This is a genomic window from Pseudomonas sp. SC3(2021) (assembly GCF_019856535.1).
In the GTDB taxonomy this organism is placed as follows: domain Bacteria; phylum Pseudomonadota; class Gammaproteobacteria; order Pseudomonadales; family Pseudomonadaceae; genus Aquipseudomonas; species Aquipseudomonas monsensis.
The window spans coordinates 923,874-944,411 of record NZ_CP082236.1 but is presented as its reverse complement, the minus strand read 5'-3'; the positions used below and the strand labels follow the sequence as shown (position 1 = coordinate 944,411).

The 20,538-nt window shown below is 61.6% G+C and carries 18 protein-coding genes; 9 read left to right on the top strand and 9 right to left on the bottom strand.

Features of this window, described 5'->3' with window-relative positions:
• Positions 1-116: 116 nt before the first annotated feature.
• The 7 genes from K5Y35_RS04310 to gcbA all read right to left on the bottom strand — a co-directional run bounded on the left by K5Y35_RS04310 (position 117) and on the right by gcbA (position 8,758).
• Complete coding sequence (locus K5Y35_RS04310) at positions 117-1,403, bottom strand: DUF3426 domain-containing protein (protein WP_222833749.1); 1,287 nt, start codon at positions 1,401-1,403, stop codon at positions 117-119.
• 30 nt (positions 1,404-1,433) lie between these two features.
• Positions 1,434-2,312 (bottom strand): 50S ribosomal protein L11 methyltransferase, encoded by an 879-nt coding sequence (gene prmA / locus K5Y35_RS04305; RefSeq protein ID WP_123471045.1) that lies wholly within the window; start codon positions 2,310-2,312, stop codon positions 1,434-1,436.
• A 195-nt stretch (positions 2,313-2,507) separates the two neighbouring features.
• A complete protein-coding gene (accC, locus tag K5Y35_RS04300) occupies positions 2,508-3,866 on the bottom strand; it encodes an acetyl-CoA carboxylase biotin carboxylase subunit (RefSeq protein ID WP_045122275.1) in 1,359 nt (452 codons plus the stop codon).
• A 17-nt stretch (positions 3,867-3,883) separates the two neighbouring features.
• Positions 3,884-4,348 carry an acetyl-CoA carboxylase biotin carboxyl carrier protein gene (accB, locus tag K5Y35_RS04295; RefSeq protein ID WP_103306135.1) on the bottom strand — a complete coding sequence of 155 codons (465 nt, stop codon included), beginning with the start codon at positions 4,346-4,348 and terminating at the stop codon, positions 3,884-3,886.
• A gap of 48 nt (positions 4,349-4,396) precedes the next feature.
• The gene (aroQ, locus tag K5Y35_RS04290; protein ID WP_123471047.1) at positions 4,397-4,849 is read right to left on the bottom strand and encodes a type II 3-dehydroquinate dehydratase; all 453 of its coding nucleotides are present in this window, start codon (positions 4,847-4,849) and stop codon (positions 4,397-4,399) included.
• A gap of 241 nt (positions 4,850-5,090) precedes the next feature.
• On the bottom strand, positions 5,091-6,134 hold the full coding sequence (locus K5Y35_RS28085) for a methyl-accepting chemotaxis protein (RefSeq protein WP_410055920.1): 1,044 nt from the start codon (positions 6,132-6,134) through the stop codon (positions 5,091-5,093).
• Between the two features lie 953 nt (positions 6,135-7,087).
• A complete protein-coding gene (gene gcbA / locus K5Y35_RS04280) occupies positions 7,088-8,758 on the bottom strand; it encodes a diguanylate cyclase GcbA (protein ID WP_123471050.1) in 1,671 nt (556 codons plus the stop codon).
• 436 nt (positions 8,759-9,194) lie between these two features.
• Here gcbA and K5Y35_RS04275 point away from each other — a divergent pair, with 436 nt between their 5' ends.
• From K5Y35_RS04275 to K5Y35_RS04245, 7 genes are all read left to right on the top strand, one after another.
• A complete protein-coding gene (locus K5Y35_RS04275) occupies positions 9,195-10,262 on the top strand; it encodes a DUF2333 family protein (RefSeq protein ID WP_123471051.1) in 1,068 nt (355 codons plus the stop codon).
• A 3-nt stretch (positions 10,263-10,265) separates the two neighbouring features.
• Complete coding sequence (locus tag K5Y35_RS04270; protein ID WP_123471053.1) at positions 10,266-10,823, top strand: NUDIX hydrolase; 558 nt, start codon at positions 10,266-10,268, stop codon at positions 10,821-10,823.
• A gap of 284 nt (positions 10,824-11,107) precedes the next feature.
• Positions 11,108-11,479: a translation initiation factor Sui1 gene (locus tag K5Y35_RS04265; RefSeq protein WP_041068080.1), complete on the top strand. Its 372-nt coding sequence runs from the start codon at positions 11,108-11,110 to the stop codon at positions 11,477-11,479.
• Between the two features lie 217 nt (positions 11,480-11,696).
• Entirely contained in the window at positions 11,697-13,610 is a 1,914-nt protein-coding gene (speA, locus tag K5Y35_RS04260) for an arginine decarboxylase (protein ID WP_222833747.1), read from the top strand.
• A 233-nt stretch (positions 13,611-13,843) separates the two neighbouring features.
• The gene (locus tag K5Y35_RS04255; protein WP_186747454.1) at positions 13,844-15,181 is read left to right on the top strand and encodes a type VI secretion system Vgr family protein; all 1,338 of its coding nucleotides are present in this window, start codon (positions 13,844-13,846) and stop codon (positions 15,179-15,181) included.
• Positions 15,178-15,972: a DUF4123 domain-containing protein gene (locus tag K5Y35_RS04250; protein ID WP_123471056.1), complete on the top strand. Its 795-nt coding sequence runs from the start codon at positions 15,178-15,180 to the stop codon at positions 15,970-15,972. Before K5Y35_RS04255 ends, K5Y35_RS04250 begins: the two co-directional genes overlap by 4 nt.
• A gap of 12 nt (positions 15,973-15,984) precedes the next feature.
• Positions 15,985-16,860 carry an alpha/beta hydrolase gene (locus K5Y35_RS04245; RefSeq protein WP_222833746.1) on the top strand — a complete coding sequence of 292 codons (876 nt, stop codon included), beginning with the start codon at positions 15,985-15,987 and terminating at the stop codon, positions 16,858-16,860.
• Here the strand turns inward: K5Y35_RS04245 and K5Y35_RS04240 are convergent.
• Positions 16,854-18,203, bottom strand: coding sequence for an MATE family efflux transporter (locus K5Y35_RS04240; RefSeq protein WP_123471060.1), 1,350 nt, complete (start codon positions 18,201-18,203; stop codon positions 16,854-16,856). The genes K5Y35_RS04245 and K5Y35_RS04240 overlap by 7 nt on opposite strands.
• Positions 18,204-19,021: 818 nt before the next feature.
• Positions 19,022-19,315, bottom strand: a complete 294-nt coding sequence (locus K5Y35_RS04235; RefSeq protein ID WP_222833745.1) for a hypothetical protein — start codon at positions 19,313-19,315, stop codon at positions 19,022-19,024.
• A gap of 165 nt (positions 19,316-19,480) precedes the next feature.
• Between K5Y35_RS04235 and K5Y35_RS04230 the strand changes: the two genes are divergently transcribed.
• Together K5Y35_RS04230 and K5Y35_RS04225 are read left to right on the top strand one after the other, a co-directional pair.
• Positions 19,481-19,783, top strand: coding sequence for a MazG-like family protein (locus tag K5Y35_RS04230; RefSeq protein ID WP_123471061.1), 303 nt, complete (start codon positions 19,481-19,483; stop codon positions 19,781-19,783).
• Complete coding sequence (locus K5Y35_RS04225; protein ID WP_222833744.1) at positions 19,783-20,532, top strand: methyltransferase domain-containing protein; 750 nt, start codon at positions 19,783-19,785, stop codon at positions 20,530-20,532. Before K5Y35_RS04230 ends, K5Y35_RS04225 begins: the two co-directional genes overlap by 1 nt.
• The last annotated feature ends 6 nt before the right edge of the window (positions 20,533-20,538 follow it).

Sequence of the window (20,538 nt, the reverse complement as noted above, 5' to 3'; positions counted from 1 at the left end):
GACTGGATAAAGGCTGAATTGAACAAAATCTGAACAGTTATTCTGTTATCGCCAGCGGTTTGGTTGGCCGCGGCGCAGTCAGAAAACCGCCGTCAATGCAGAAGCGGTGAAGCGGTTCACTCCGGGGAGTGAAAACTCAGGCTGTAATTCACCGCTTTCGGGCCCGGGTCGAGAATATCCAGCGCGATGTGGATCGGTGTTTGTGGTGGCATTTCCGCCAGCCCTTCGAGATCGCCACTGAGGTATTCGCCGGGTTTGAAGCGACGACTGGCTATCAGATGGCCATTGAGGTCGGCAAAGCGCAGTTCCAGCAGCGGAAACGGCTGGGAGAACGTCGCCCGGTTATAGATGATCGCATCGACCACCAGTGCGCCGCTGAACTCCGGGTGGCTGCGCACCACCAGGTTGCTGCTCTTGATTCTGGCGATGTCGACTTTGGATGGCACCGTGCAGCCGATCTGCGGGCAGACCTGCTGAAACCAGGGGCGGTACTGATCCTGCCGCGCCAGCTCATCGAAATGATAGGCAATGTATTGGCCGGCAAGGCCGCCGGCCGCCAGCAGCACCAACAGCAGCCAGAGCAGGCGTCGGCCCCAGGGCGAGCGGCGCTTTTGCCAGTCCAGTTGTAGCGGATCGTCGGTCAGGTCCTGCAGGACTTCAGCGCGCACGCCCGGTTCGGCGCGTTCACGCTGTTTGCGCAAAGGCTCGACCGCTGGCAGATCGTCCTCATCGCTGTCGTCGCTGGCGGACAAACGTTCGCGGCGGGCATGTGGATCAATCGGATCGTGCAGGCGCAGTTGCGGGATCGCCGGTTCGTCGTCCAGGTCCACCGGTTCCAGCGACAGCGAAGGTTCGGTGCGCGCAGGCTTGAGTGGTTCTGGCTCGACAATCTCGGGTTCGGCAGCGAGCTCGGGCTCATGTTCGGGCAAATGCTCGTCGTCGCGAGCGCTGAACAGGCTGTCGCGCCATACCGGTTCATCGGTTTCGTGGTTGTCACGGCGGGCGCTCAAGGCGTCTTCCCGCGGGCGACCGAATTCCGTGGTCGGCTGGATTTCACGTTGCTCGAGGCGGGCGAGTTCTTCGTCCAGATCGAGGCTGTCGAGGTCCAGGTCCGAGGCGCTCCATTGCTTTTGGCTGATGGCGCGTGGTGCGGGTGTTTCGGCGACGGACGGAGGTTCTGCCGCAGGCGTTGGTGCCGGGCTCGGCGCCGGTTCGCCCAAGGGGGGCGCGACCGGTGTCACCGCGTCCTTGCCGGCGTGTTGCTCAAGCAGCTGTTTGGCGGCGTTGAACACTTGCAGGCAGGAGCCGCAGCGAACCACCCCGCGGGCCACGCTCAATTGAGCATGGCTGACACGGAAGCTGGTTTGGCAATGCGGGCACTGGGTGACGAAACTGTCGGTCATGCGGCGATCCGGATTATGCAGGCGGACATATTAGCGCCGACGGCCGGTGATGCGCACCCAGCCATCGCGATTGGCGATCGGGTCGAGATCGAAGTCCTGTGCATAAGCGGCGGCCACTTCATCACCTTGTTCGGCGAGGATGCCCGACAGCGCCAGACGCCCACCGGACTTGACCAGCCCGGACAGCTGCGGCGCCAGCGAAACCAGCGGGCCGGCGAGAATGTTGGCGACCAGCACATCGGCTTTGACCTGCGGCAGGTCTTGCGGCAGGTACAGCGGGAACAGTTCGTCGGCAATATTGTTGCGCCCGGCGTTGTCGCGCGAGGCTTCCAGCGCCTGTACGTCGATGTCGGTGCCGACGGCTTCTTTGGCGCCGAGCAGCAGGGCGGCAATCGCCAGAATTCCCGAACCGCAACCGAAGTCGAGCACGTTGCAGTCTTTCAGGTCCTGGCCGTCGAGCCATTCCAGGCACAGCGCGGTGGTCGGGTGTGTGCCCGTGCCGAACGCCAGGCCCGGGTCCAATAGCAGATTGACCGCGTCAGGTTCCGGCGCCGCGTGCCAGCTCGGCACGATCCACAGGCGCTGGCCGAAACGCATCGGCTGGAAACCGTCCATCCAGCTGCGTTCCCAGTCCTGATCTTCGATGACTTCGCTGTGGTGCTCGGGCAGCGGGCTGCCGGTCAGCAGTTCCAGGTGCGCCAGTACCGGTTCAGGCTCGGTGCCGCCTTCGAACAGCGCCAGCAGGTGCGTGTGCGCCCACAGCGGGGTGGTGTTGAGTTCCGGCTCGAAGATCGGCTGATCTTCGGCGTCCATGAAGGTCACCGACACGGCGCCCACTTCAAGGAAAGCGTCTTCGTAGGTTTCGGCTTGTTCCGGGCTGATGGCGAGGCGTACTTGCAGCCAAGGCATGGCGGGCACCTTTGAAAAAATATTGATTGCAGCCTAGCGGCCAGCGAGAAGCGCGCAAGTTTACGCGAGCGCGCGCCGTTTGTGGGAGAGACTTGAAACGCCATACCCTTGTCGGCGTGAGCCTGCAGGGGTGTATGTAATCTGCAGAAACAACAAAGCCGCCCGAAGGCGGCTTTGTCTGGTGCGGGCTGAAGCTTAGTGCTTCTCGCCAGCCAGCTTGTGCTCGAGGTAGTGAATGTTCACGCCCCCTTTGCAGAAGCCTTCGTCGCGGGTCAGATCGCGGTGCAGCGGGATGTTGGTCTTGATCCCGTCAACCACGATTTCGTCCAGGGCATTGCGCATGCGTGCCATGGCTTCGTCGCGGGTGGCGCCGTAAGTGATCAGCTTGCCGATCAGCGAGTCGTAGTTCGGCGGAACGGCATAGCCACTGTACAGGTGCGAATCGACGCGAACGCCGTTGCCGCCCGGGGCGTGGAAATGCTTGACCGTGCCCGGGCTCGGCATGAAGGTTTTCGGGTCTTCAGCGTTGATCCGGCACTCCAGCGAGTGACCGCGGATAACCACGTCATCCTGGGTGAACGACAGCTTGTTGCCAGCGGCGATGCTGAGCATCTCCTTGACGATGTCGATACCGGTGACCATCTCCGAAACCGGGTGCTCCACCTGAACACGGGTGTTCATTTCGATGAAGTAGAAACGACCGTTCTCGTAGAGGAACTCGAAGGTGCCGGCGCCACGGTAACCGATGTCGATGCACGCCTTGACGCAACGAGCCAGTACTTCCTGGCGCGCCTGCTCGTCGATGCCCGGTGCCGGCGCTTCTTCGAGAACCTTCTGGTGACGACGCTGCAGCGAGCAGTCACGGTCGCCCAGATGAATGGCGTGGCCCTGGCCGTCGGACAGTACCTGCACTTCGACGTGACGTGGATTGGTGAGGAATTTTTCCAGATAGACCATCGGGTTGCCGAACGCCGCGCCAGCTTCGGAGCGGGTCAGTTTCGCCGAGGCGATCAGGTCTTCTTCCTTGTGCACCACGCGCATGCCGCGACCACCGCCGCCGCCAGCGGCCTTGATGATCACCGGGTAGCCGACTTCACGACCGATGCGCAATGCCGTTTCTTCGTCTTCCGGCAGCGGGCCGTCGGAACCTGGAACGGTCGGTACGCCAGCTTCGATCATCGCGTGCTTGGCCGATACCTTGTCGCCCATCAGGCGAATGGTGTCGGCTTTCGGGCCGATGAAGGCGAAGCCGGAGTTCTCGACTTGCTCGGCAAAATCGGCGTTTTCCGCGAGGAAACCGTAGCCTGGGTGAATGGCGGTAGCGCCAGTCACTTCAGCAGCAGCGATGATGGCCGGGATGTGCAGGTAGGACTGAGCGGCAGACGCCGGGCCGATGCAGACGGATTCGTCTGCCAGACCCAGGTGCATCAGCTCTTTGTCGGCCTTGGAGTAAACGGCGACGGTCTTGATGCCCATCTCTTTGCAGGCACGCAGAATCCGCAGGGCGATCTCACCGCGGTTAGCGATCAGAACTTTTTCCAACTTCGCAGTCATCAAAGGCTCTCCGCAGTTCAAACGATGGTGAACAGCGGTTGGTCGTACTCAACCGGCTGGCCGTCTTCGACGAGGATGGATTCGATCACACCGCTGGTTTCAGCTTCGATGTGGTTCATCATCTTCATGGCTTCGACGATGCACAGGGTGTCGCCTTTCTTCACGGTCTGGCCGACTTCAACGAAGGACGGCGAGGTTGGCGAAGATTTGCGATAGAAGGTGCCGACCATCGGCGAACGGGCAACAGTGCCGTTCAGCGCTGGCGCAGCAGCGGCAGCCGGGGCTGCGGCAGCAACCGGAGCAGCAGCGGCGGCAGGTGCAGCGGCCGGCGCTTGCATCGGAGCCGGCGCGTAGTACTGCTGAGCCGGGGTCTTGCTGTGACGGCTGATGCGTACGGACTCTTCGCCTTCCTTGATCTCGAGCTCGTCGATGCCGGACTCTTCCAGCAATTCGATCAATTTCTTAACTTTACGGATATCCATGAATCATCAACTCCCAAGGGTCGGTCAGGGGCGTTTAACGCTTGTAGTTCAAGCCGTTGCCTGTGTTTCAAGCTGTTCTAGCGCAGCCTCCAGGGCCAGTCGGTAACCGCTGGCGCCAAGGCCGCAGATCACTCCCACCGCTACATCGGAGAAGTAAGAGTGATGGCGGAAAGGTTCGCGTTTGTGCACGTTGGACAAATGCACTTCGATGAATGGGATGCTCACTCCCAGCAGCGCGTCACGTAATGCAACACTTGTATGTGTAAAAGCTGCTGGATTGATCAGAATGAAATCGACGCCTTCGCCGCGTGCGGCGTGGATGCGGTCGATCAATTCGTACTCGGCATTGCTTTGCAGATATTGCAGATGATGGCCGGCTTCACGGGCGCGGCGTTCCAGATCCTGATTGATCTGCGCCAGCGTCGTGGAACCGTAGGTGCCGGGTTCGCGGGTGCCGAGCAGGTTCAGGTTGGGGCCGTGCAGGACCAGTAAGGTTGCCATCTGCGTTGTCCTTGTTATGAATGAGCAGTCGTCAGAACCCGGCGACTATGCCGCAAAGACTTTATGACTGTCCAGTTCTATGCAATAGCCAGCACGATGGCCGATGTTTGCGCGAAATATGTGACCAAGTGATTTGATCCGGTCACTTGTGGTGTCTGGACTGACACCTTCGCGAGCAAGCTCGCTCCCACAGGGGTATGCATTCCAATGTGGGAGCGAGCTTGCTCGCGAAGGCAATTTGTCAGACGCGAAACGCCTGTACGGCGGTGTGCAGTTGCCCGCCCAATACCAGCAGGTTCTCGCCCTGTTCCCGACCTTCGCCGATGCGCAGCAGGTTATCCCCACCCAACTGATGAATCCGCTCGCTGTGATCGCGAATCTCGCTGACCGCGCCGCTCTGCTGGGCGGTGACATCGGCGATGCGGATCGCGGTGTCGGAAATGGTCTGGATCGCCCCGACGATTTTATCCAGCGCACCATCCGCCGCTTGCGCCTGATTGGCCGTGGCCTCGGCGTGTTCGACCTGCGCGCGCATGCCTTCGACCGATTGCCGGGCGGCGGTTTGCAGGCCGGCGATCAGCGTTTGAATTTCCGCCGTCGCCCCGGCGGTACGCTGCGCCAGCGAACGGACCTCCTCGGCCACCACGGCAAACCCGCGACCCATTTCCCCGGCACGGGCCGCTTCAATCGCCGCGTTCAGCGCCAGCAGGTTGGTCTGGTCGGCAATCGAGCGGATCACCGTCAGCACACCGCCGATGGTTGCCGACTCTTCGGCCAGGTGCTCGATCATTTGCGCGTTACCCTGGACTTCACCTACCAACGCGTGCAATCCGGTCAGGCTTTGCCCGATAACCGTCTGGCCGTGCTCGACGGCAATCCCGGCATGGCGGCTGGCATCCGCAGCCTGGCGTGCATCGCCAGCGACTTGTTGAATGGTCGCTTCGAGTTCACTGAGGGAGTCGCGGATCAGCGCGGTGTCACCGGCCTGATGCTCGGCGCCGCTGTGCAGGTCGTTGCTCAGTTCGGCGAGGGTGCGGCTACTGCCGGCGACTTGTTCGGCGTTGCCGCGAATCGTCCCGACCAGGTCCACCAGATAGGCGCGCAGCCGATTGAGCGACGCTTCGATGTCGTGCAGTTCGCGGTTGGTCTTGCCCAGACGAATGTCGCGACTGAAATCGCCTTCGGCCCAGGTCGACAGGGCCGGGGCGAGGTTGGTCAGGGTGCGCGAAAGGCGTCGCTGCAGCGTGTCGATCAACAGCGCGATCAGCAGAATCAGACCGATCATCACGCCTTGCATCAGGCGCACTTCGCCTTGGATATGCCCGTGCTGGGCACGTACCACCGGCTCCAGCCCGGCAATGGCTTGTTGGACGGCGGCGATTTTCAGATGGGTCGCGGTGCTCAGGTCGGTGCGCTTCTGGATCTGCTCGCGGGTGCGCGCAAGCTCCGCCGGATAGCGGCCGAGCAGGCTGTTGAGTTCGCGCTTGAGGCCGACGCCGGCGTCTTCGGCGACGGCTTTTTCTGTACTTTCGATACCCATCATCGCGGCGAAGTCATCGCTGCCGGATTCGTTTTTGGCGACCACGCCCAGCAGGGGCAGGGCATCAAGGGCCTGGGCCTGGGTGCGGATGTTGCTGACTTCACGCTCGACATCGGCGGCCAGCTCACTGCGCCCGCTGCTGACCAGTTTGTCCCGCGCCAGTGACAGTTTGCCCAAGTGCTGCGACGCGGCCAGCAGGGGTGTCAGATAAGTCGCGTTGCCGTTGGCATAAGTGTTGAGCTGGTCGAGGCTGGCGCTCAACTCGCGCTCGGCCTGCAACAGCAGGGCCTGCGGATCACCGGCCAGTTTGCCGGCGGCGAGTAGGTCGGTTTTGCTGAATTCTTCCAGGCTCGACAGGCTCGGGCGCAAGGTGTCGGCCAGCGCCGGCGGCAGTTCGCCGAGTTCTTTCTGCAAACCTTCGATGGCCTGACTGGCGCTGCTCAGGCGCAGGGCATCACCGCTGGCCAGGTAATCCTCGACGTTGCGCGCCACGTCATTCTGAAATTGCTGCGACAGCCCCAGGTAGCGCTCCATCAACAGATACGGGCGTTCCAGGGCTTTTTGCGACCACCACAAAGTGGCACCCAGGGCCACGCAGACGGCGACCAGCAGCAGAGTATTGAGATTGGTGAGCAACTTCAGGCGCATGACGGCTACCAACGGCAGAATGGTAAGCGCCTGAATTTATTGCGTTTCTATTACAGGGTTATGACCGAATCAGTGGATTCCGATGAAAAAGTGGCACTTTGCTTTGACTCCCGCGCGGTCTGCACCCGATTGCGTCCGCCATCCTTGGCGCGGTACAGCGCCTCGTCGGCCTGGCTGGCCATCATCAGGCTGTCGGAGTCATCACTCATCTCCACCACACCTGCGCTGAAGGTGCACCACAAATCCTGCGGCTGGGCCGGGTAGTGGATTTCGGCAAAACGCTGGCGGATTTCGTCGAGCACTTTGTGCGCAGCTTCGATGTCGGTGTCGGGCATTACAATGGCGAACTCTTCACCGCCGTAACGGCCAATGAAGTCGGTCTTGCGTAACCGCTGCTTGAGGAACAGTGCCAGGCTTTTGATCACCCGGTCGCCCATCGGGTGGCCGTGGCTGTCGTTGACCCGTTTGAAGTGGTCAATGTCGAGCATGGCAAAGCTCAAAGGCTTGTTCTCGCGGCGGGCGCGGAACGAGCAGTCTTCGAGCAACTGCAGAATATGCGTGTGGTTGTACAGGCCGGTGAGGCTGTCGCGGACCATCCGTGCCTTCAGATTGCGTGCGCGGGCAGCGCGGTTGCGCACGGTGGTGATCAGGTGTCGCGGCTTGATCGGTTTGGTCAGGAAGTCGTCGCCGCCCTCGCTCATGGCGTCGAGTTGCTTGTCCAGATCGTCTTCGGCCGAGAGGTAAATGATCGGCACGCTGACATAGCGATCGTTGTGACGAATCACTTTGGCCAACTCGGTGCCGGTGCAGGCCGGCATGTACATGTCGAGGATGATCAGATCCGGCTGGAAATCCGCCAGTTCGGCCATCGCCTGAATCGGTTCGATCAGGGTGCGCGTGACGATCCCGGCACTGTTGAGCAGGCGCTCGGTGTGCAGGGCCTGAGCGCGCGAGTCGTCGATGATCAGCACCTTATAAGGTTCGTACTGGGCGACGCAGGTCAACACCTCGATCTTTTCCAGCAGGCTCGACGCTTCGAGGGTGCCAGTGAGGAATTCCTGGCCACCGGCGCGCACGGCGGCAAGGCGGGTCGGCGTATCGGTTTCGTGCAGGCTGAAGAACAATAAAGGCAGCGGTTGCTCCAGACCGACCTGAGCTTCGGCGGCGAGTTTCAGGCCGACGCCGGCGCCGCTGAAGTCCACGTCCATCACAATTGCCGCTGGCAAACGCTCGACCATCGAAGAGCGAAACGCCGCAACACTGTCCAGCGCCTGCGCGCTCAGACCGAAAAACTCCAGTTGCTTGGCCAGCCGCTCGGCGCGGTCGTGGTCTTGCAGCATCACGTAGATCGGTTTGCGCAGCGGCGGCAGAAAGGTCTGGTCGAGTTGATCGCCGTGGCGCAGGCCCGTGCGCGACAGACGCTGCATCAGGCGATTGAGGTCGGTGATCAGGCCGCTGCTCAGGCGCCCGCGATTGGCATCCACCGCTTCCAGCGACTGGCTGATGTGGTGCGCGAGCTGGGTATGTTCAGGCTGCTCGAAACGCTCGGCAAAACGCAGCAGGCGCAGGTTGGCCTCGCTCAGCTCGGCGAGGTCGACGGTGGACCATTCGCTGCGTTGCAGGCGCTGCCATATCTCAAGAATCTGACGTGCCTGATGAATTACCCGCTGGGCAAAGTGGTGCTTGAGACGCTCACGGCTGGGGTCTTCTGGCTCGGTCATATCCTGACTACTAGTTAGGCTGCATGCTGAGATCGACTGGTGGCTCTATGCTAGCACCTCTTTTCCCTTAGACGCGTGTCGCACGTCAATAATCTGCAATGGGACGCCATTCAGTTTCTGACCGAGTGGTTTTATTTTCGACCTGCACGTCGTTCAGGCCCCTGCCGGCAGGGCGCTTGCTCTGCGGTTCGCGGCGATTCGGACGGCGTTTCCGGTTTGGCGCACAGCCGCACGATGAATGAGCCTTGCCCGTTTTTTCAGTGTCCTGAGCTGTGTGGGTAGGGGAACTGCCCTCAGGGATTCCCCTATATCTGACAGAGGCGACATCCGCTCACGCAATTTGCGGCTTATCTATACTCGCGGGTGCCCGGCCCCGGCACGTTGTTGTATGGTTGTGGTCGAACTGTTGAACCCAAGTAATTGAAAGGATATCGCCATGCTGGACTGGAAAAACCGCGCGGGCAGCGCGCCTGAACGTGCCGCCGAGCCCAAGTCGGCCACCCGCAGCTACGTCGGCGGGCTGTTGTTCAGCCGTGCGCTGGCCACTCTGGTCGGCATTTATCTGTTGGTGACCATTGGCCTGGGCTGGTACTGGAGTCAGGAGCCGGCACTGTTTCCTGTGGCGCAAAATGCTCAGGTAGCGGCCGAGAAAGAAGGCAAGCAGATGGTGATCGGCTACACCACCGTCGAAACCCTGAAGACCGTTGCCGGCACCTTGCTCAACAAGCCGGGCGGCTACATTTCCAACGACCGCTTCCCGCCGGGCCTGTGGATGGACAACACGCCGAGCTGGGAATATGGCGTGCTGGTGCAGGTGCGCGACCTGACCCGTGCCCTGCGCAAAGACTTTGCCCGTTCGCAGTCGCAGTCGGCTGAAGATGCCGATCTGGCCAAGGCCGAGCCGCGTTTCAACTTCGACAACAAGAGCTGGATCCTGCCGTCGAGTGAGTCGGAGTATCAGGAAGGTATCAATTCCCTGAGCCGCTATCAGGCGCGCCTGTCCGATCCAACCCAGAAAAACGCGCTGTTCTATGCCCGCGCCGACAACCTGAACAACTGGCTCGGCGATGTCGGCACCCGCCTGGGGTCGCTGTCGCAACGCCTGTCGGCCAGCGTCGGCCGGGTCAAACTCAACACTGCGCTGAAAACCGAAGTCCCCGCCATCGGTGAAGTGCCGCAGGTTGACGAGGAGGTCGTCGAGACTCCGTGGATGCAGATCGACAACGTGTTCTACGAGGCGCGCGGTCAGGCCTGGGCCCTGTCGCACCTGCTGCGTGCGATCGAAGTCGACTTCGCCGACGTCCTGGCGAAGAAGAACGCCACGGTCAGCGTGCGCCAGATCATCCGTGAGCTGGAAGCCTCGCAGGAACCGGTCTGGAGTCCTATGATTCTCAATGGCAGCGGCTTCGGCGTGCTGGCCAACCACTCGCTGGTCATGGCCAACTATATTTCCCGGGCCAACGCTGCCGTCATCGACCTGCGTCAATTGCTCAATCAGGGCTGATTCATGAGTCAGAACGCCAAAGAGGCGGCCCATCGCGCCGCCTCGGATGCCGAACAGATCGCCTGGGTCGACGAACAGGACAACCTGCTCGGCGCCCTGGTGCGGGCCGACTTGCGCGAGCGCGGGCTGATCGGCCGGGGCACCTACATCATGTTGTTCAATTCCGCCGGCGACCTTTGCGTGCACCGTCGCACGTTGAGCAAAGCCATCTATCCCGGTTACTGGGACGTGGCGGCGGGCGGTATGGTGCAGGCGGACGAGAGCTACGCCGAATCGGCGGCCCGCGAGCTGGAAGAGGAGCTGGGCGTGAGCGGGGTTGAACTCACCGCCCATGACCATTTCTTCTTCGAGGACACCGACAACCGTCTCTGGTGTTCGGCATTTTCCGCCGTGTGGGATGGCCCGCTGAAGCTTCAGCCGGAAGAAGTGCTGGAAGCACGCTTCATTCCGGTCGAACAAGTGATGCGCGAAATCGAGCAGAAGCCTTACTGCCCGGACTCTCTGGCGGCTTTGCGACGCTATTTGAAAGCGCAGCAAAGCGACGTCGCAAAGAACTCATAAATTGGCGCCGATTGGCACTTAGCAATCGGGAATTTTGCCGTTACACTGCGCGACCTTTTCAAGCTGCACCGCGATTGCTTTTTGTTGGAGCTGCCGCAGGCTGCGATCTTTTGATTTTTTGTTTTGGCGTCGAAATCAAAAGATCGCAGCCTCGTTTCACTCGACAGCTCCGACATCTGGCGTTTTACCGATGCAGTAGCGCTGCCCCTGCCTGAGTGGGGCTTCGCGGTCGATAACCTTGCCCAAGGTTGCGATCAGTCTTTGTCCTCCGAAGAGGATTGCCGGTGGCCAAAAAAGCCGCATCCTTCGCCGCCCTGGGCGGTCTGGTATTTTCCACCGACGCAGGTCGTCATTGCCCGGAATGCAGTAAGCCGGTGGACGCCTGTATCTGCAAACAAACCGTGATCCCGGCCGGGGACGGCATTGCCCGCGTGCGTCGCGAGAGCAAGGGCCGTGGCGGCAAGACGGTGACCACCATCACCGGCGTGCCACTGGCCGAAGACGCGCTCAAAGAGCTGGCGACAACGTTGAAGAAACGTTGTGGCACCGGCGGAGCGTTGAAGGACGGGGTCATCGAAATCCAGGGCGATCATGTCGAGCTACTCTTGGCCGAGTTGATCAAGCACGGTTTCAAGGCGAAGAAGTCCGGCGGCTAGCAGCCTCTGTGAAAACCACCTGCGGCTTGATCCGGTTCTGCAATGTTCAGCGCCGGCGTCGTCTCCATGGTTTTCACAGAGCCTGTTCATACCGGTTTCTAAACTACACGCGGTCAGTGCGGTCTACCGCCGCGCTGACGAATCGTCATTTTCATTCTTTAGACTGCGCCGGCCTGCGATCAGGCGACGCACTATGACTTCTTTATAGGGGACTTCGATGTCCGTACGACGCACACGTAAAGACGATGGCAGCCAATGGACAGTTGCGGACAGCCGCAGTGTTTACGGGATTCGCCATTGGGGGGCCGGGTATTTCGCGATCAATGACGCCGGTCGCGTCGAAGTTCGTCCGAACGGCCCGAGCAGCTTGCCTATCGACCTGTTCGAACAAGTCGATCAACTGCGCAAGAGCGGTTTGTCCTTGCCGTTGCTGGTTCGTTTCCCCGACATCCTGCAAGACCGCGTCCGTCAGCTGACCGGTGCTTTCGACTCGAACATCGAGCGCCTGGAGTACCAGAGCAAGTACACCGCGCTGTACCCGATCAAGGTCAACCAGCAAGAAGCGGTAATCGAGAACATCATCGCCACCCAGAACGTTTCCATCGGTCTGGAAGCCGGCTCCAAGCCAGAGCTGCTGGCGGTGCTGGCACTGGCGCCGAAGGGCGGCACCATTGTCTGCAACGGTTACAAGGACCGCGAGTTCATCCGTCTGGCGCTGATGGGCCAAAAGCTCGGCCACAACGTGTTCATCGTGATCGAGAAAGAATCCGAAGTCGGCCTGGTGATCGAAGAAGCCGCTTCGCTGAAGGTCAAGCCACAGGTCGGCCTGCGCGTGCGCCTGTCGTCGCTGGCCTCGTCGAAGTGGGCAGACACCGGTGGCGAGAAATCCAAGTTCGGTCTGTCGGCGGCGCAACTGTTGTCGGTGGTTGAGCGTTTCCGCGCGGCTGGCCTGGATCAGGGCATTCGCCTGCTGCACTTCCACATGGGCTCGCAGATTGCCAACCTGGCTGACTACCAGCACGGTTTCAAGGAAGCGATCCGTTACTACGGCGAGTTGCGCAACCTTGGCCTGCCGGTCGATCACATCGACGTCGGCGGCGGTCTGGGTGTCGACTACGACGGTACCCACTCGCGCAATGCCAGTTCGATCAACTACGACATGGACGACTACGCCGGTGTCGTGGTCGGCATGCTCAAGGAATTCTGCGACGCGCAGAGCCTGCCGCATCCGCACATCTTCTCCGAAAGCGGCCGCTCGCTGACCGCGCACCACGCGATGCTGGTGGTGCAGGTGACCGACGTCGAGAAACACAACGACGAAATCCCGCTGATCGAAAACAAGGAAAACCTGCCGGAAACCGTGCAGTGGCTGGTCGACCTGCTCGGCCCGACCGACATCGAAATGGTCACCGAAACCTACTGGCGCGCCACCCACTACATGAGCGACGTGGCGTCGCAGTACGCCGACGGCAAGCTGACCCTGGCCGAAAAAGCCCTGGCCGAGCAATGCTACTTTGCCGTGTGCCGCCGCCTGCACAACTCGCTGAAGGCGCGTCAGCGTTCGCACCGTCAGGTGCTCGACGAACTCAATGACAAGCTGGCCGACAAGTACATCTGCAACTTCTCGGTGTTCCAGAGCCTGCCGGACACCTGGGCGATCGACCAGGTCCTGCCGATCATCCCGCTGCATCGTCTGGATGAAGAGCCGCTGCGTCGTGCGGTCCTGCAGGACCTGACGTGCGACTCCGACGGCAAGATCAACCAGTACGTCGACGAGCAGAGCATCGAGACCAGCCTGCCGGTGCACGGTTTGAATGAAGGTGAAGATTACCTGCTAGGCGTGTTCCTGGTCGGCGCCTATCAGGAAATCCTCGGCGACATGCACAACCTGTTCGGTGACACCGACTCGGTGAACATCTATCAGAACGCCGATGGCAGCGTGTACCACGCCGGTATCGAAACCCACGACACCATCGAAGACATGCTGCGTTACGTGCACTTGTCGCCGGAAGAACTGATGACTCACTACCGCGACAAGTGCGCCAGTGCCCGCATCAGTGCCAGCGAACGCACGCAGTTCCTCGATGCCTTGCGCCTGGGCCTGACCCGCTCCTCCTACCTGTCTTCCTGAGGCCAGGTTGCCCGCTCACCGGGTTGTCTGAAGTTTTTCCGCTTACAGCGGAAACTTCAGATGATCCGGTGGGACATTTCTCCAAATCCGCGCGAAAAACCTGGCTACCTCAGCCAGCAAAGTCATCTGGTCTGCTTTTCGCGTAGGTCATTTCCTAAGTTGAACTTCGGCACTCTACTCGGCCATGGCTCTCGGCGAGAATCCCCGACCGCCCCTCCTGTAGAGATCCGCCTATGTTCGATCCAGTCAACGAGCCGTCCTTTCGTCTCGATGTAGCGGGTCTGTCCGACCCCTTCGAAGTTCTGGCCTTTACCGGAAGTGAGGGCATCAGCGAGCCCTTTGCCTTTGACATCGACCTGTTGATCGCTGACCCGCACCTGGACCTTGCCGGTCTGTTGTACCGCTGCGCCTTCCTGCAGTTCGGCCCATTGCGCGCAGGCCTGAATGGTCAGTTGCTGCGTGTGGTCCAGTACGAGCACGGCGAGGGGTTGCGGTTATGTCGTGTTTCGCTGGGGCCGAAGCTGAGTTGTCTGGCGCTGCGTTTCAGTCAGCGGATTTTCAGCGGCCGTTCGGTGCCGCAGATTTTGATGCAGGTCCTCAAGGAGCATGGAATTGTCGGTGCACAATGCCGCTTTGACCTGCATGGCGACTATCCGCCACGCGCCTTTTGCACTCAGTACCGCGAGTCTGATCTGCAATTTGTCCAGCGTCTGTGCGCGCAGGCGCACATCCACTACTACTTCGAGCATGGGCGTGACGGGCATTGCCTGGTCTTCGGCGATGACCCCGGGCAATTGCCCGGAGCTGGCGCGGCGTCCTTCGATCACCTCGGCAAATCGCCGGCAGTACGTCGCTGGCAACTGCAGGCGGGCACACGAGCCGGCGGCGAGACTGCCCCGGCGTTGCGCACGGCTGAGGGGCAATCGGATCTGTCGGCCCTGCGCAGCGGGCAGTGGCTGTCGCTGCACGGCCATCCCTTTGCCGAGTGCAACCGGCACTGGCTGCTGAGCCGGATCGAACATCGCGCCGATACTGGCGCTGAACCGCCCTACAGCAATCGCATCGCGGGCGTCGCGCAAATGCTGGCGCCTGCCGCTACCGCCCGGCTCAGGCCGCCGATGCACAGTCTGCAACGGGCCTGGGTGGTGTCGGTTGACGAGCCGCGCCCGGATCATTCGCGACCGGTGGCGGTGCAGTTCGACTGGCTCTATCAAGGCGAAGGTGCCGCCGCGAGCCATTGCTGGCTGCCGCTCGCCCCGTCGCTGAACGCGACCTCGCTGGCGACCCTGCGTGAAGGTGTCGAGGTGGTGGTGAGTTTTCTTGAGGGCGACCCGGATCAACCCGTGATCAGCGGGGTATTGCTGGAACCGGCACTTGCCGACGACAACGAAGAAGGCGAGCCGGTTTTTGCTGACGAACTGCCCAGTGCCGGGTTTGCGCAATGGCTGAAGTCGGCGGAACCGATGTTGCTGTTGTGTCTGGTGCCCGGTGGTGGCAGTTACCAGCATTGTCCGGCGTCGGTGTGCAGCTGTCGGTTGCTCGCGTCGCTGGACCAGAGCGGCGCACCATGAGCGGCGCGGCGCTTGAGCCACCTGCGCGGTGGTTGCTGCTCGACGGTCCCGACGCGCCCCGTGCCCTGGCGGTATTGCGCCAGAGCTTCGTCGCGGTGCGCCGCTGGCAATTATTCGAGGGCACCGAGTTTCAACCGGTCAGCGACGTGGGCCCGGTGTTGGTCGACTTACAGGCTCAAAGCGCGTTGGCAGCGTTGTGTCACCACGATCCGTTTACCTGGCGCGGGCTGCTGCTCGACTCAGATGCCTCGGAGCAGCTGCTGTTGAGTCACCTGCGGCGCATGCTGACGGTTTCGTTCGGCCGCAATCACCGGGCCTTGCTCGGCTATTACAACCGCCAGACCGCGAGCTATTTCTTCGACGCCTGCGATGCCGCCGAGCTGAGTCGCTGGCTGGGGCCGATCCGCCGGTTGCGCTGGTTCGGCGGCACCTGGCCCGATCGGGCGATCGGCAGTCAAGGCTGGCAGCAGTTGCGCAATCCGCAGTGGCCGGTCGAACCCTTGGGGATCGAACAAAGCCTCACGTATCGTCAGCGCGAGCGGTTGCAGACGTGCCTGCTGGAACAGCACATCTGGCGCTGGAGCCAAGCGATGGGAACCGATTACGTGTGCATGGCCTCCCATGTTCAGCAAGGTCTGGCCCTGGGTTTCAGCGAACGGACGGTGCTGGATGCCTGGTTGTGGCTACGCTTGCAGCATCCCCGGGCGGAACTGCCAGACTTTCCGCGCGCGCTGACCGCGCAGGAGCGGCTCGACCATGTGCGGCGGTACTGGCAGAAAGATCAATCGTGAGGTAAGGCGTCCATGGCAAATCCTTCGCGGCAGCGGTTCGGCACAGTTCTCGGCGGGCTCCTGCTGATGGTGCTGACAGGGTGTTCACCGGTCAGGCTGCTGAATGCGCTGACCCCCGAAGACACCTTCCACCGAACCGCCGGCATTGCCTATGGCGCCGATCCACGGCAGAAACTCGACGTGTACATGCCACGCCAGCCTCTGGAAGGGGCGCCGGTGGTGGTGTTTTTCTACGGCGGCAGCTGGAACAGCGGCGATCGCGGCGATTACGCCTTTGTCGGCGAGGCGCTGGCGTCGCGTGGAATCGTCGCGGTGCTGGCGGATTATCGGCTGTACCCGCAAGTGCGTTATCCGCTGTTTCTCGAGGACTCGGCGCAGGCGGTGGCCTGGACCCGGGCACACATACGCGCGTTCTCCGGCAACCCGCAGCGCCTGTACCTGATGGGCCACAGTTCCGGGGCCTACAACGCGGCGATGCTGGCGCTAGACCCAGGCCTGCTGGGGGCGGTGGGCATGTCGTCGAAAGACCTCAGCGGCTGGATCGGCCTGGCCGGCCCTTATGATTTTCTGCCGATCAAGAATGCCGACGTGCGCCCGGTGTTTTTCTGGCCGGACTCACCGCCGCAATCGCAACCGATCAACCATGTCAGGCAGGGCGAACCCCCGGCGCTGCTGATCGCCGCGACCCGGGACACTCTGGTCAACCCGACGCGCAACACCGCAGGCCTGGCACGCAAACTGCGCGAGGCGGGCGTGCCGGTTCAGGACCTGTACTACTCGCGGCCCAGTCATGTGACGCTGGTGGCAACCCTGTCACGACCGCTTCGGCGTCTGGCGCCGGTGCTCGACCAGGTGGTGTCATTCGTCAAGCACACGCCGGCTCAGTGAACACCGCCGCTGAACCAGCCGTCGTGACGTCGCAGCCACAGGGCGATGCCACCGAGGGTCAGGCTGCGCAGGACCATGAACAGCAGGAAAGAGATCCACAGCCCGTGATTGCCCAGCCCTTGCAACGCCCAGGCAAACGGCAACAGCAGGGCGATGGTCAGCAGCATGCCGTTGCGCATTTCCCGCGCGCGGGTGGCGCCAATGAACAGGCCGTCGAGCAGGTAGCTCCAGACCGCAATCAACGGCAGCACGGCGAGATACGGCAGGTAGATGAACGCCGTGTCGCGTACGTTCTGGATGTTGGTCTGCATTTCGATGAACAAGTGCCCGGCCAACAGAAACAATGCGGCAAACCCCAGGCTGGCGATCAGTGACCAGCCACCGGCCACCACCAGCGAACGGCGCAGCGCGAGGCGATCACGAGCACCGATGGCGTGGCCGCACAATGCTTCGACCGCATGGGCCAGACCATCCAGCGCATGGGCGGTCAGCAGCAGGCCATTGAGCAGCAGCGCATTGGCGGCGACGGTCGCATCGCCCAGCCGCGCGCCTTGCACGGTGATCATGAAAAACACCGATTGCAGGGCCAGGCTGCGGATGAAGATGTCGCGATTGACCGCCAGCAGCGGGCGCCAGCTGTGCCACAGCTTCAACGCGGCCCAGGCGATGTGCCCGGGATAGGCGCGCAAGGCGCCACGGGTCAACCACAGGCCGAGCAGGGCGCCGCTCCATTCGGCGATCACCGAAGCCCGGGCCGAACCGACCACGCCCCATTCCAGGCCAATGACGAACCACAGGTTGAGGGCGATGTTGATCAGGTTGGTGCTCAGCAGAATCGCCAGAGGTGCGCGGGCGTTCTGGGTGCCGAGGAACCAGCCGACCAGCGCATAACTGGCCAGCGCGGCCGGCAGGCCGAACAACCGGGTGTGAAAGAAGTCGCGGGTCAGTTGATCGAGTTCGGCCGACGGCTGCATGAAGTGCAACGCGACCTCGCTCAATGGCACGCCGAGGGTGCCGAGCACCAGCGCCAGGCCCATCGCCAGCAACAAGCCCTGCAACAGAATCTGCCGCAACGCCGCGCCATCGCTGCGCCCGGCAGCCTGTGCGGCAAACCCGGTGGTGCCCATGCGCAGAAACCCCATGGCCCAGGCCAGAAAGGTGTACAGGCTGGCGCCGACCGCCACCGCCCCCAATTGATGGGCATGGGGCAAGTGTCCGATGACGGTGCTGTCGACCAGCGCCACCAGTGGCACGGAAATATTGGAAAGAATCATCGGCGCGGCAAGCGCCCAGACCTTGCGGTGAGTCGGGCGGTCGCGCCAGTCGGCAATCAGGTTGGACATGCGGGCTCCTTGGGAGCTGCATTGTAGCGGTAGAAACGACCCTCACCCCAGCCCTCTCCCGGAGGGAGAGGGAGCCGATCTCTGGCGTTTTCAAAACCGGAGTTCGACGCGGCATTGCAAGTCGGTGTATTTCTCGAAAACACCCCGGTCAGTCCCCTCTCCCGGTGGGAGAGTGAGCCGACCTCTGGCGTTTTCAAAACCGGAGTTCGACGCGGCATTGCAAGTCGGTGTATTTCTCGAAAACACTCCGGTCAGTCCCCTCTCCCGGTGCGAGAGGGCGCCGATCTCTGGCGTTTTCAAAACCGGAGTTCGACGCGGTATTGCAAGTCGGTGTACTTCTCGAAAACACTCCGGTCAGTCCCTTCTCCCGGTGGGAGAGGGCGCCGATCTCTGGCGTTTTCAAAACCGGAGTTCGACGCGGTATCGCAAGTCGGTGTACTTCTCGAAAACACTCCGGTCAGTCCCCTCTCCCGGTGCGAGAGGGAGCCGATCTCTGGCGTTTTCAAAACCGGAGTTCGACGCGGCATTGCAAGTCGGTGTATTTCTCGAAAACACTCCGGTCAGTCCCCTCTCCCGATGCGAGAGGGCGCCAATCTCTGGCGTTTTCAAAACCGGAGTTCGACGCGGTATTGCAAGTCGGTGTATCTCTCGAAAACACTCCGGTCAGTCCTCTCTCCCGGTCGGAGAGGGCGCCGATCTCTGGCGTTTTCAAAACCGGAGTTCGACGCGGTATTGCAAGTCGGTGTATTTCTCGAAAACACTCCGGTCAGTCCCCTCTCCCTCCGGGAGAGGGTTAGGGTGAGGGGCTTTTGAAGGTGTTAATGGATAATGCAGCTCAGTAACCACAACCCCAGCAGCAACCAGATGATCCCGGCAATGATCGACGCATTCATGAACGCACGGATCGCTGACCACAACAGCATCAAGCCGACAATCAGCGCGAGGATGCTGATGATCGAGGTGTCCATGCCCAGCGTCCTGGCCAGCCCATCGACGAAATTGCCGCCGGCGTTGCTCAGAATGTTGAACAAGCCGCTGAGCCCATCGACGATGAAGCGGATGATCGAGCCGAGTGCCTGGCCGAGCCATTCGAAAAAGCTTTCTACCTGCATGTGTGCATCCTGATGAAAAGAGCTGAGCCTTGGGCCGCAGCGGAGGTGGCCGAGTTCCCTGCAACTATAGAGGGTTTGCCTAAAGCCCGCTCCCACCAAAAGCGCAGCGCGCCGCTTGCCTTCGGGACGTATCCCCCCGAAGCTATACGCCTTCAGGAGAGCCCGATGAACCTTGTTGAATTGACCGAACGCCTGCACGCCATTCGCGACCGTAATGACTGGCGACCATTTCACAGCCCGAAAAACCTCGCCATGGCCGCCAGCGTCGAGATGTCCGAACTGGTGGAGATTTTCCAGTGGCTGAGCGAAGACCAGTCGCGCCAGTTGCCGGCGGACACACTGGCGCATGCCGGGCAGGAAGTCGGCGATATCGTCCTGTATTTGTTATTGCTGTGCAGTGAACTGGGCCTGGACATGAACGAAGTGGTGCGCGCCAAGCTCGCCGACAGCGAACGGCGGTTCAGCTGATGAGCGACCGGCATTTCGATCGGTTGGCGACGCGGTTCGCCGAGAAAATCTACGGCGGCGCCAAAGGCGCGATTCGCCTCGCGGTGTTGCAGGCCGACCTCGCTGAAGCGCTGCCGGATCGGCCGCTGCGGGTGCTCGATATCGGTGGCGGCCTCGGCCACATGTCATTGTGGCTGGCCGAACGCGGGCATGACGTGACCTTCACGGAACCTGCCGAGCCGATGCTCGAAGGCGCCCGCCAGCGTTTCGCCGAGGCCGGGCAGACCGCGACATTCATCCAGGCACCGTGGCAGGCACTGCTCGGTCAACTCACCGAACCGTATGATCTGGTGATCTGCCACGCCGTACTCGAATGGCTGGCCGAACCCCATGCGATTCTGCCGGTGCTGCATCAACTCACCAAGCCCGACGGCTGGTTGTCGCTGGCGTTCTACAACCGCGATGCCTTGATCTATCGCAACCTGCTCAAAGGCCATTTCAAGAAAATGCGCAAGAACAGCATGGCCGGGGAAAAGCAGAGCCTGACCCCGCAGCAACCCCTTGATCCACGGGAACTGGCAACGCAACTCGAAGGCTTGTGGCAGGTCGAAACGCAAAGCGGGATCCGGGTTTTCCACGACTACATGCCGGTGGAATTCCAGGCCCGCGCCGAACTGGTGGACTTGCTGGAAATGGAGCTCGCCCACCGTCGTCACCCAAGCTTCGCCGGGCTTGGGCGTTACTTGCACTGGATCTGCCGGCCGATCTGATCGGAG

What these genes read in the sequence shown, in the direction of transcription:
- K5Y35_RS04310 (WP_222833749.1), bottom strand. Translation starts at nt 1,403, where the DNA reads ATGACCGACAGTTTCGTCACCCAGTGCCCGCATTGCCAAACCAGCTTC.
- prmA (WP_123471045.1), bottom strand. Translation starts at nt 2,312, where the DNA reads ATGCCTTGGCTGCAAGTACGCCTCGCCATCAGCCCGGAACAAGCCGAA.
- accC (WP_045122275.1), bottom strand. Translation starts at nt 3,866, where the DNA reads ATGACTGCGAAGTTGGAAAAAGTTCTGATCGCTAACCGCGGTGAGATC.
- accB (WP_103306135.1), bottom strand. Translation starts at nt 4,348, where the DNA reads ATGGATATCCGTAAAGTTAAGAAATTGATCGAATTGCTGGAAGAGTCC.
- aroQ (WP_123471047.1), bottom strand. Translation starts at nt 4,849, where the DNA reads ATGGCAACCTTACTGGTCCTGCACGGCCCCAACCTGAACCTGCTCGGC.
- K5Y35_RS28085 (WP_410055920.1), bottom strand. Translation starts at nt 6,134, where the DNA reads ATGATCGGTCTGATTCTGCTGATCGCGCTGTTGATCGACACGCTGCAG.
- gcbA (WP_123471050.1), bottom strand. Translation starts at nt 8,758, where the DNA reads ATGACCGAGCCAGAAGACCCCAGCCGTGAGCGTCTCAAGCACCACTTT.
- K5Y35_RS04275 (WP_123471051.1), top strand. Translation starts at nt 9,195, where the DNA reads ATGCTGGACTGGAAAAACCGCGCGGGCAGCGCGCCTGAACGTGCCGCC.
- K5Y35_RS04270 (WP_123471053.1), top strand. Translation starts at nt 10,266, where the DNA reads ATGAGTCAGAACGCCAAAGAGGCGGCCCATCGCGCCGCCTCGGATGCC.
- speA (WP_222833747.1), top strand. Translation starts at nt 11,697, where the DNA reads ATGTCCGTACGACGCACACGTAAAGACGATGGCAGCCAATGGACAGTT.
- K5Y35_RS04255 (WP_186747454.1), top strand. Translation starts at nt 13,844, where the DNA reads ATGTTCGATCCAGTCAACGAGCCGTCCTTTCGTCTCGATGTAGCGGGT.
- K5Y35_RS04250 (WP_123471056.1), top strand. Translation starts at nt 15,178, where the DNA reads ATGAGCGGCGCGGCGCTTGAGCCACCTGCGCGGTGGTTGCTGCTCGAC.
- K5Y35_RS04245 (WP_222833746.1), top strand. Translation starts at nt 15,985, where the DNA reads ATGGCAAATCCTTCGCGGCAGCGGTTCGGCACAGTTCTCGGCGGGCTC.
- K5Y35_RS04240 (WP_123471060.1), bottom strand. Translation starts at nt 18,203, where the DNA reads ATGTCCAACCTGATTGCCGACTGGCGCGACCGCCCGACTCACCGCAAG.
- K5Y35_RS04235 (WP_222833745.1), bottom strand. Translation starts at nt 19,315, where the DNA reads ATGCAGGTAGAAAGCTTTTTCGAATGGCTCGGCCAGGCACTCGGCTCG.
- K5Y35_RS04230 (WP_123471061.1), top strand. Translation starts at nt 19,481, where the DNA reads ATGAACCTTGTTGAATTGACCGAACGCCTGCACGCCATTCGCGACCGT.
- K5Y35_RS04225 (WP_222833744.1), top strand. Translation starts at nt 19,783, where the DNA reads ATGAGCGACCGGCATTTCGATCGGTTGGCGACGCGGTTCGCCGAGAAA.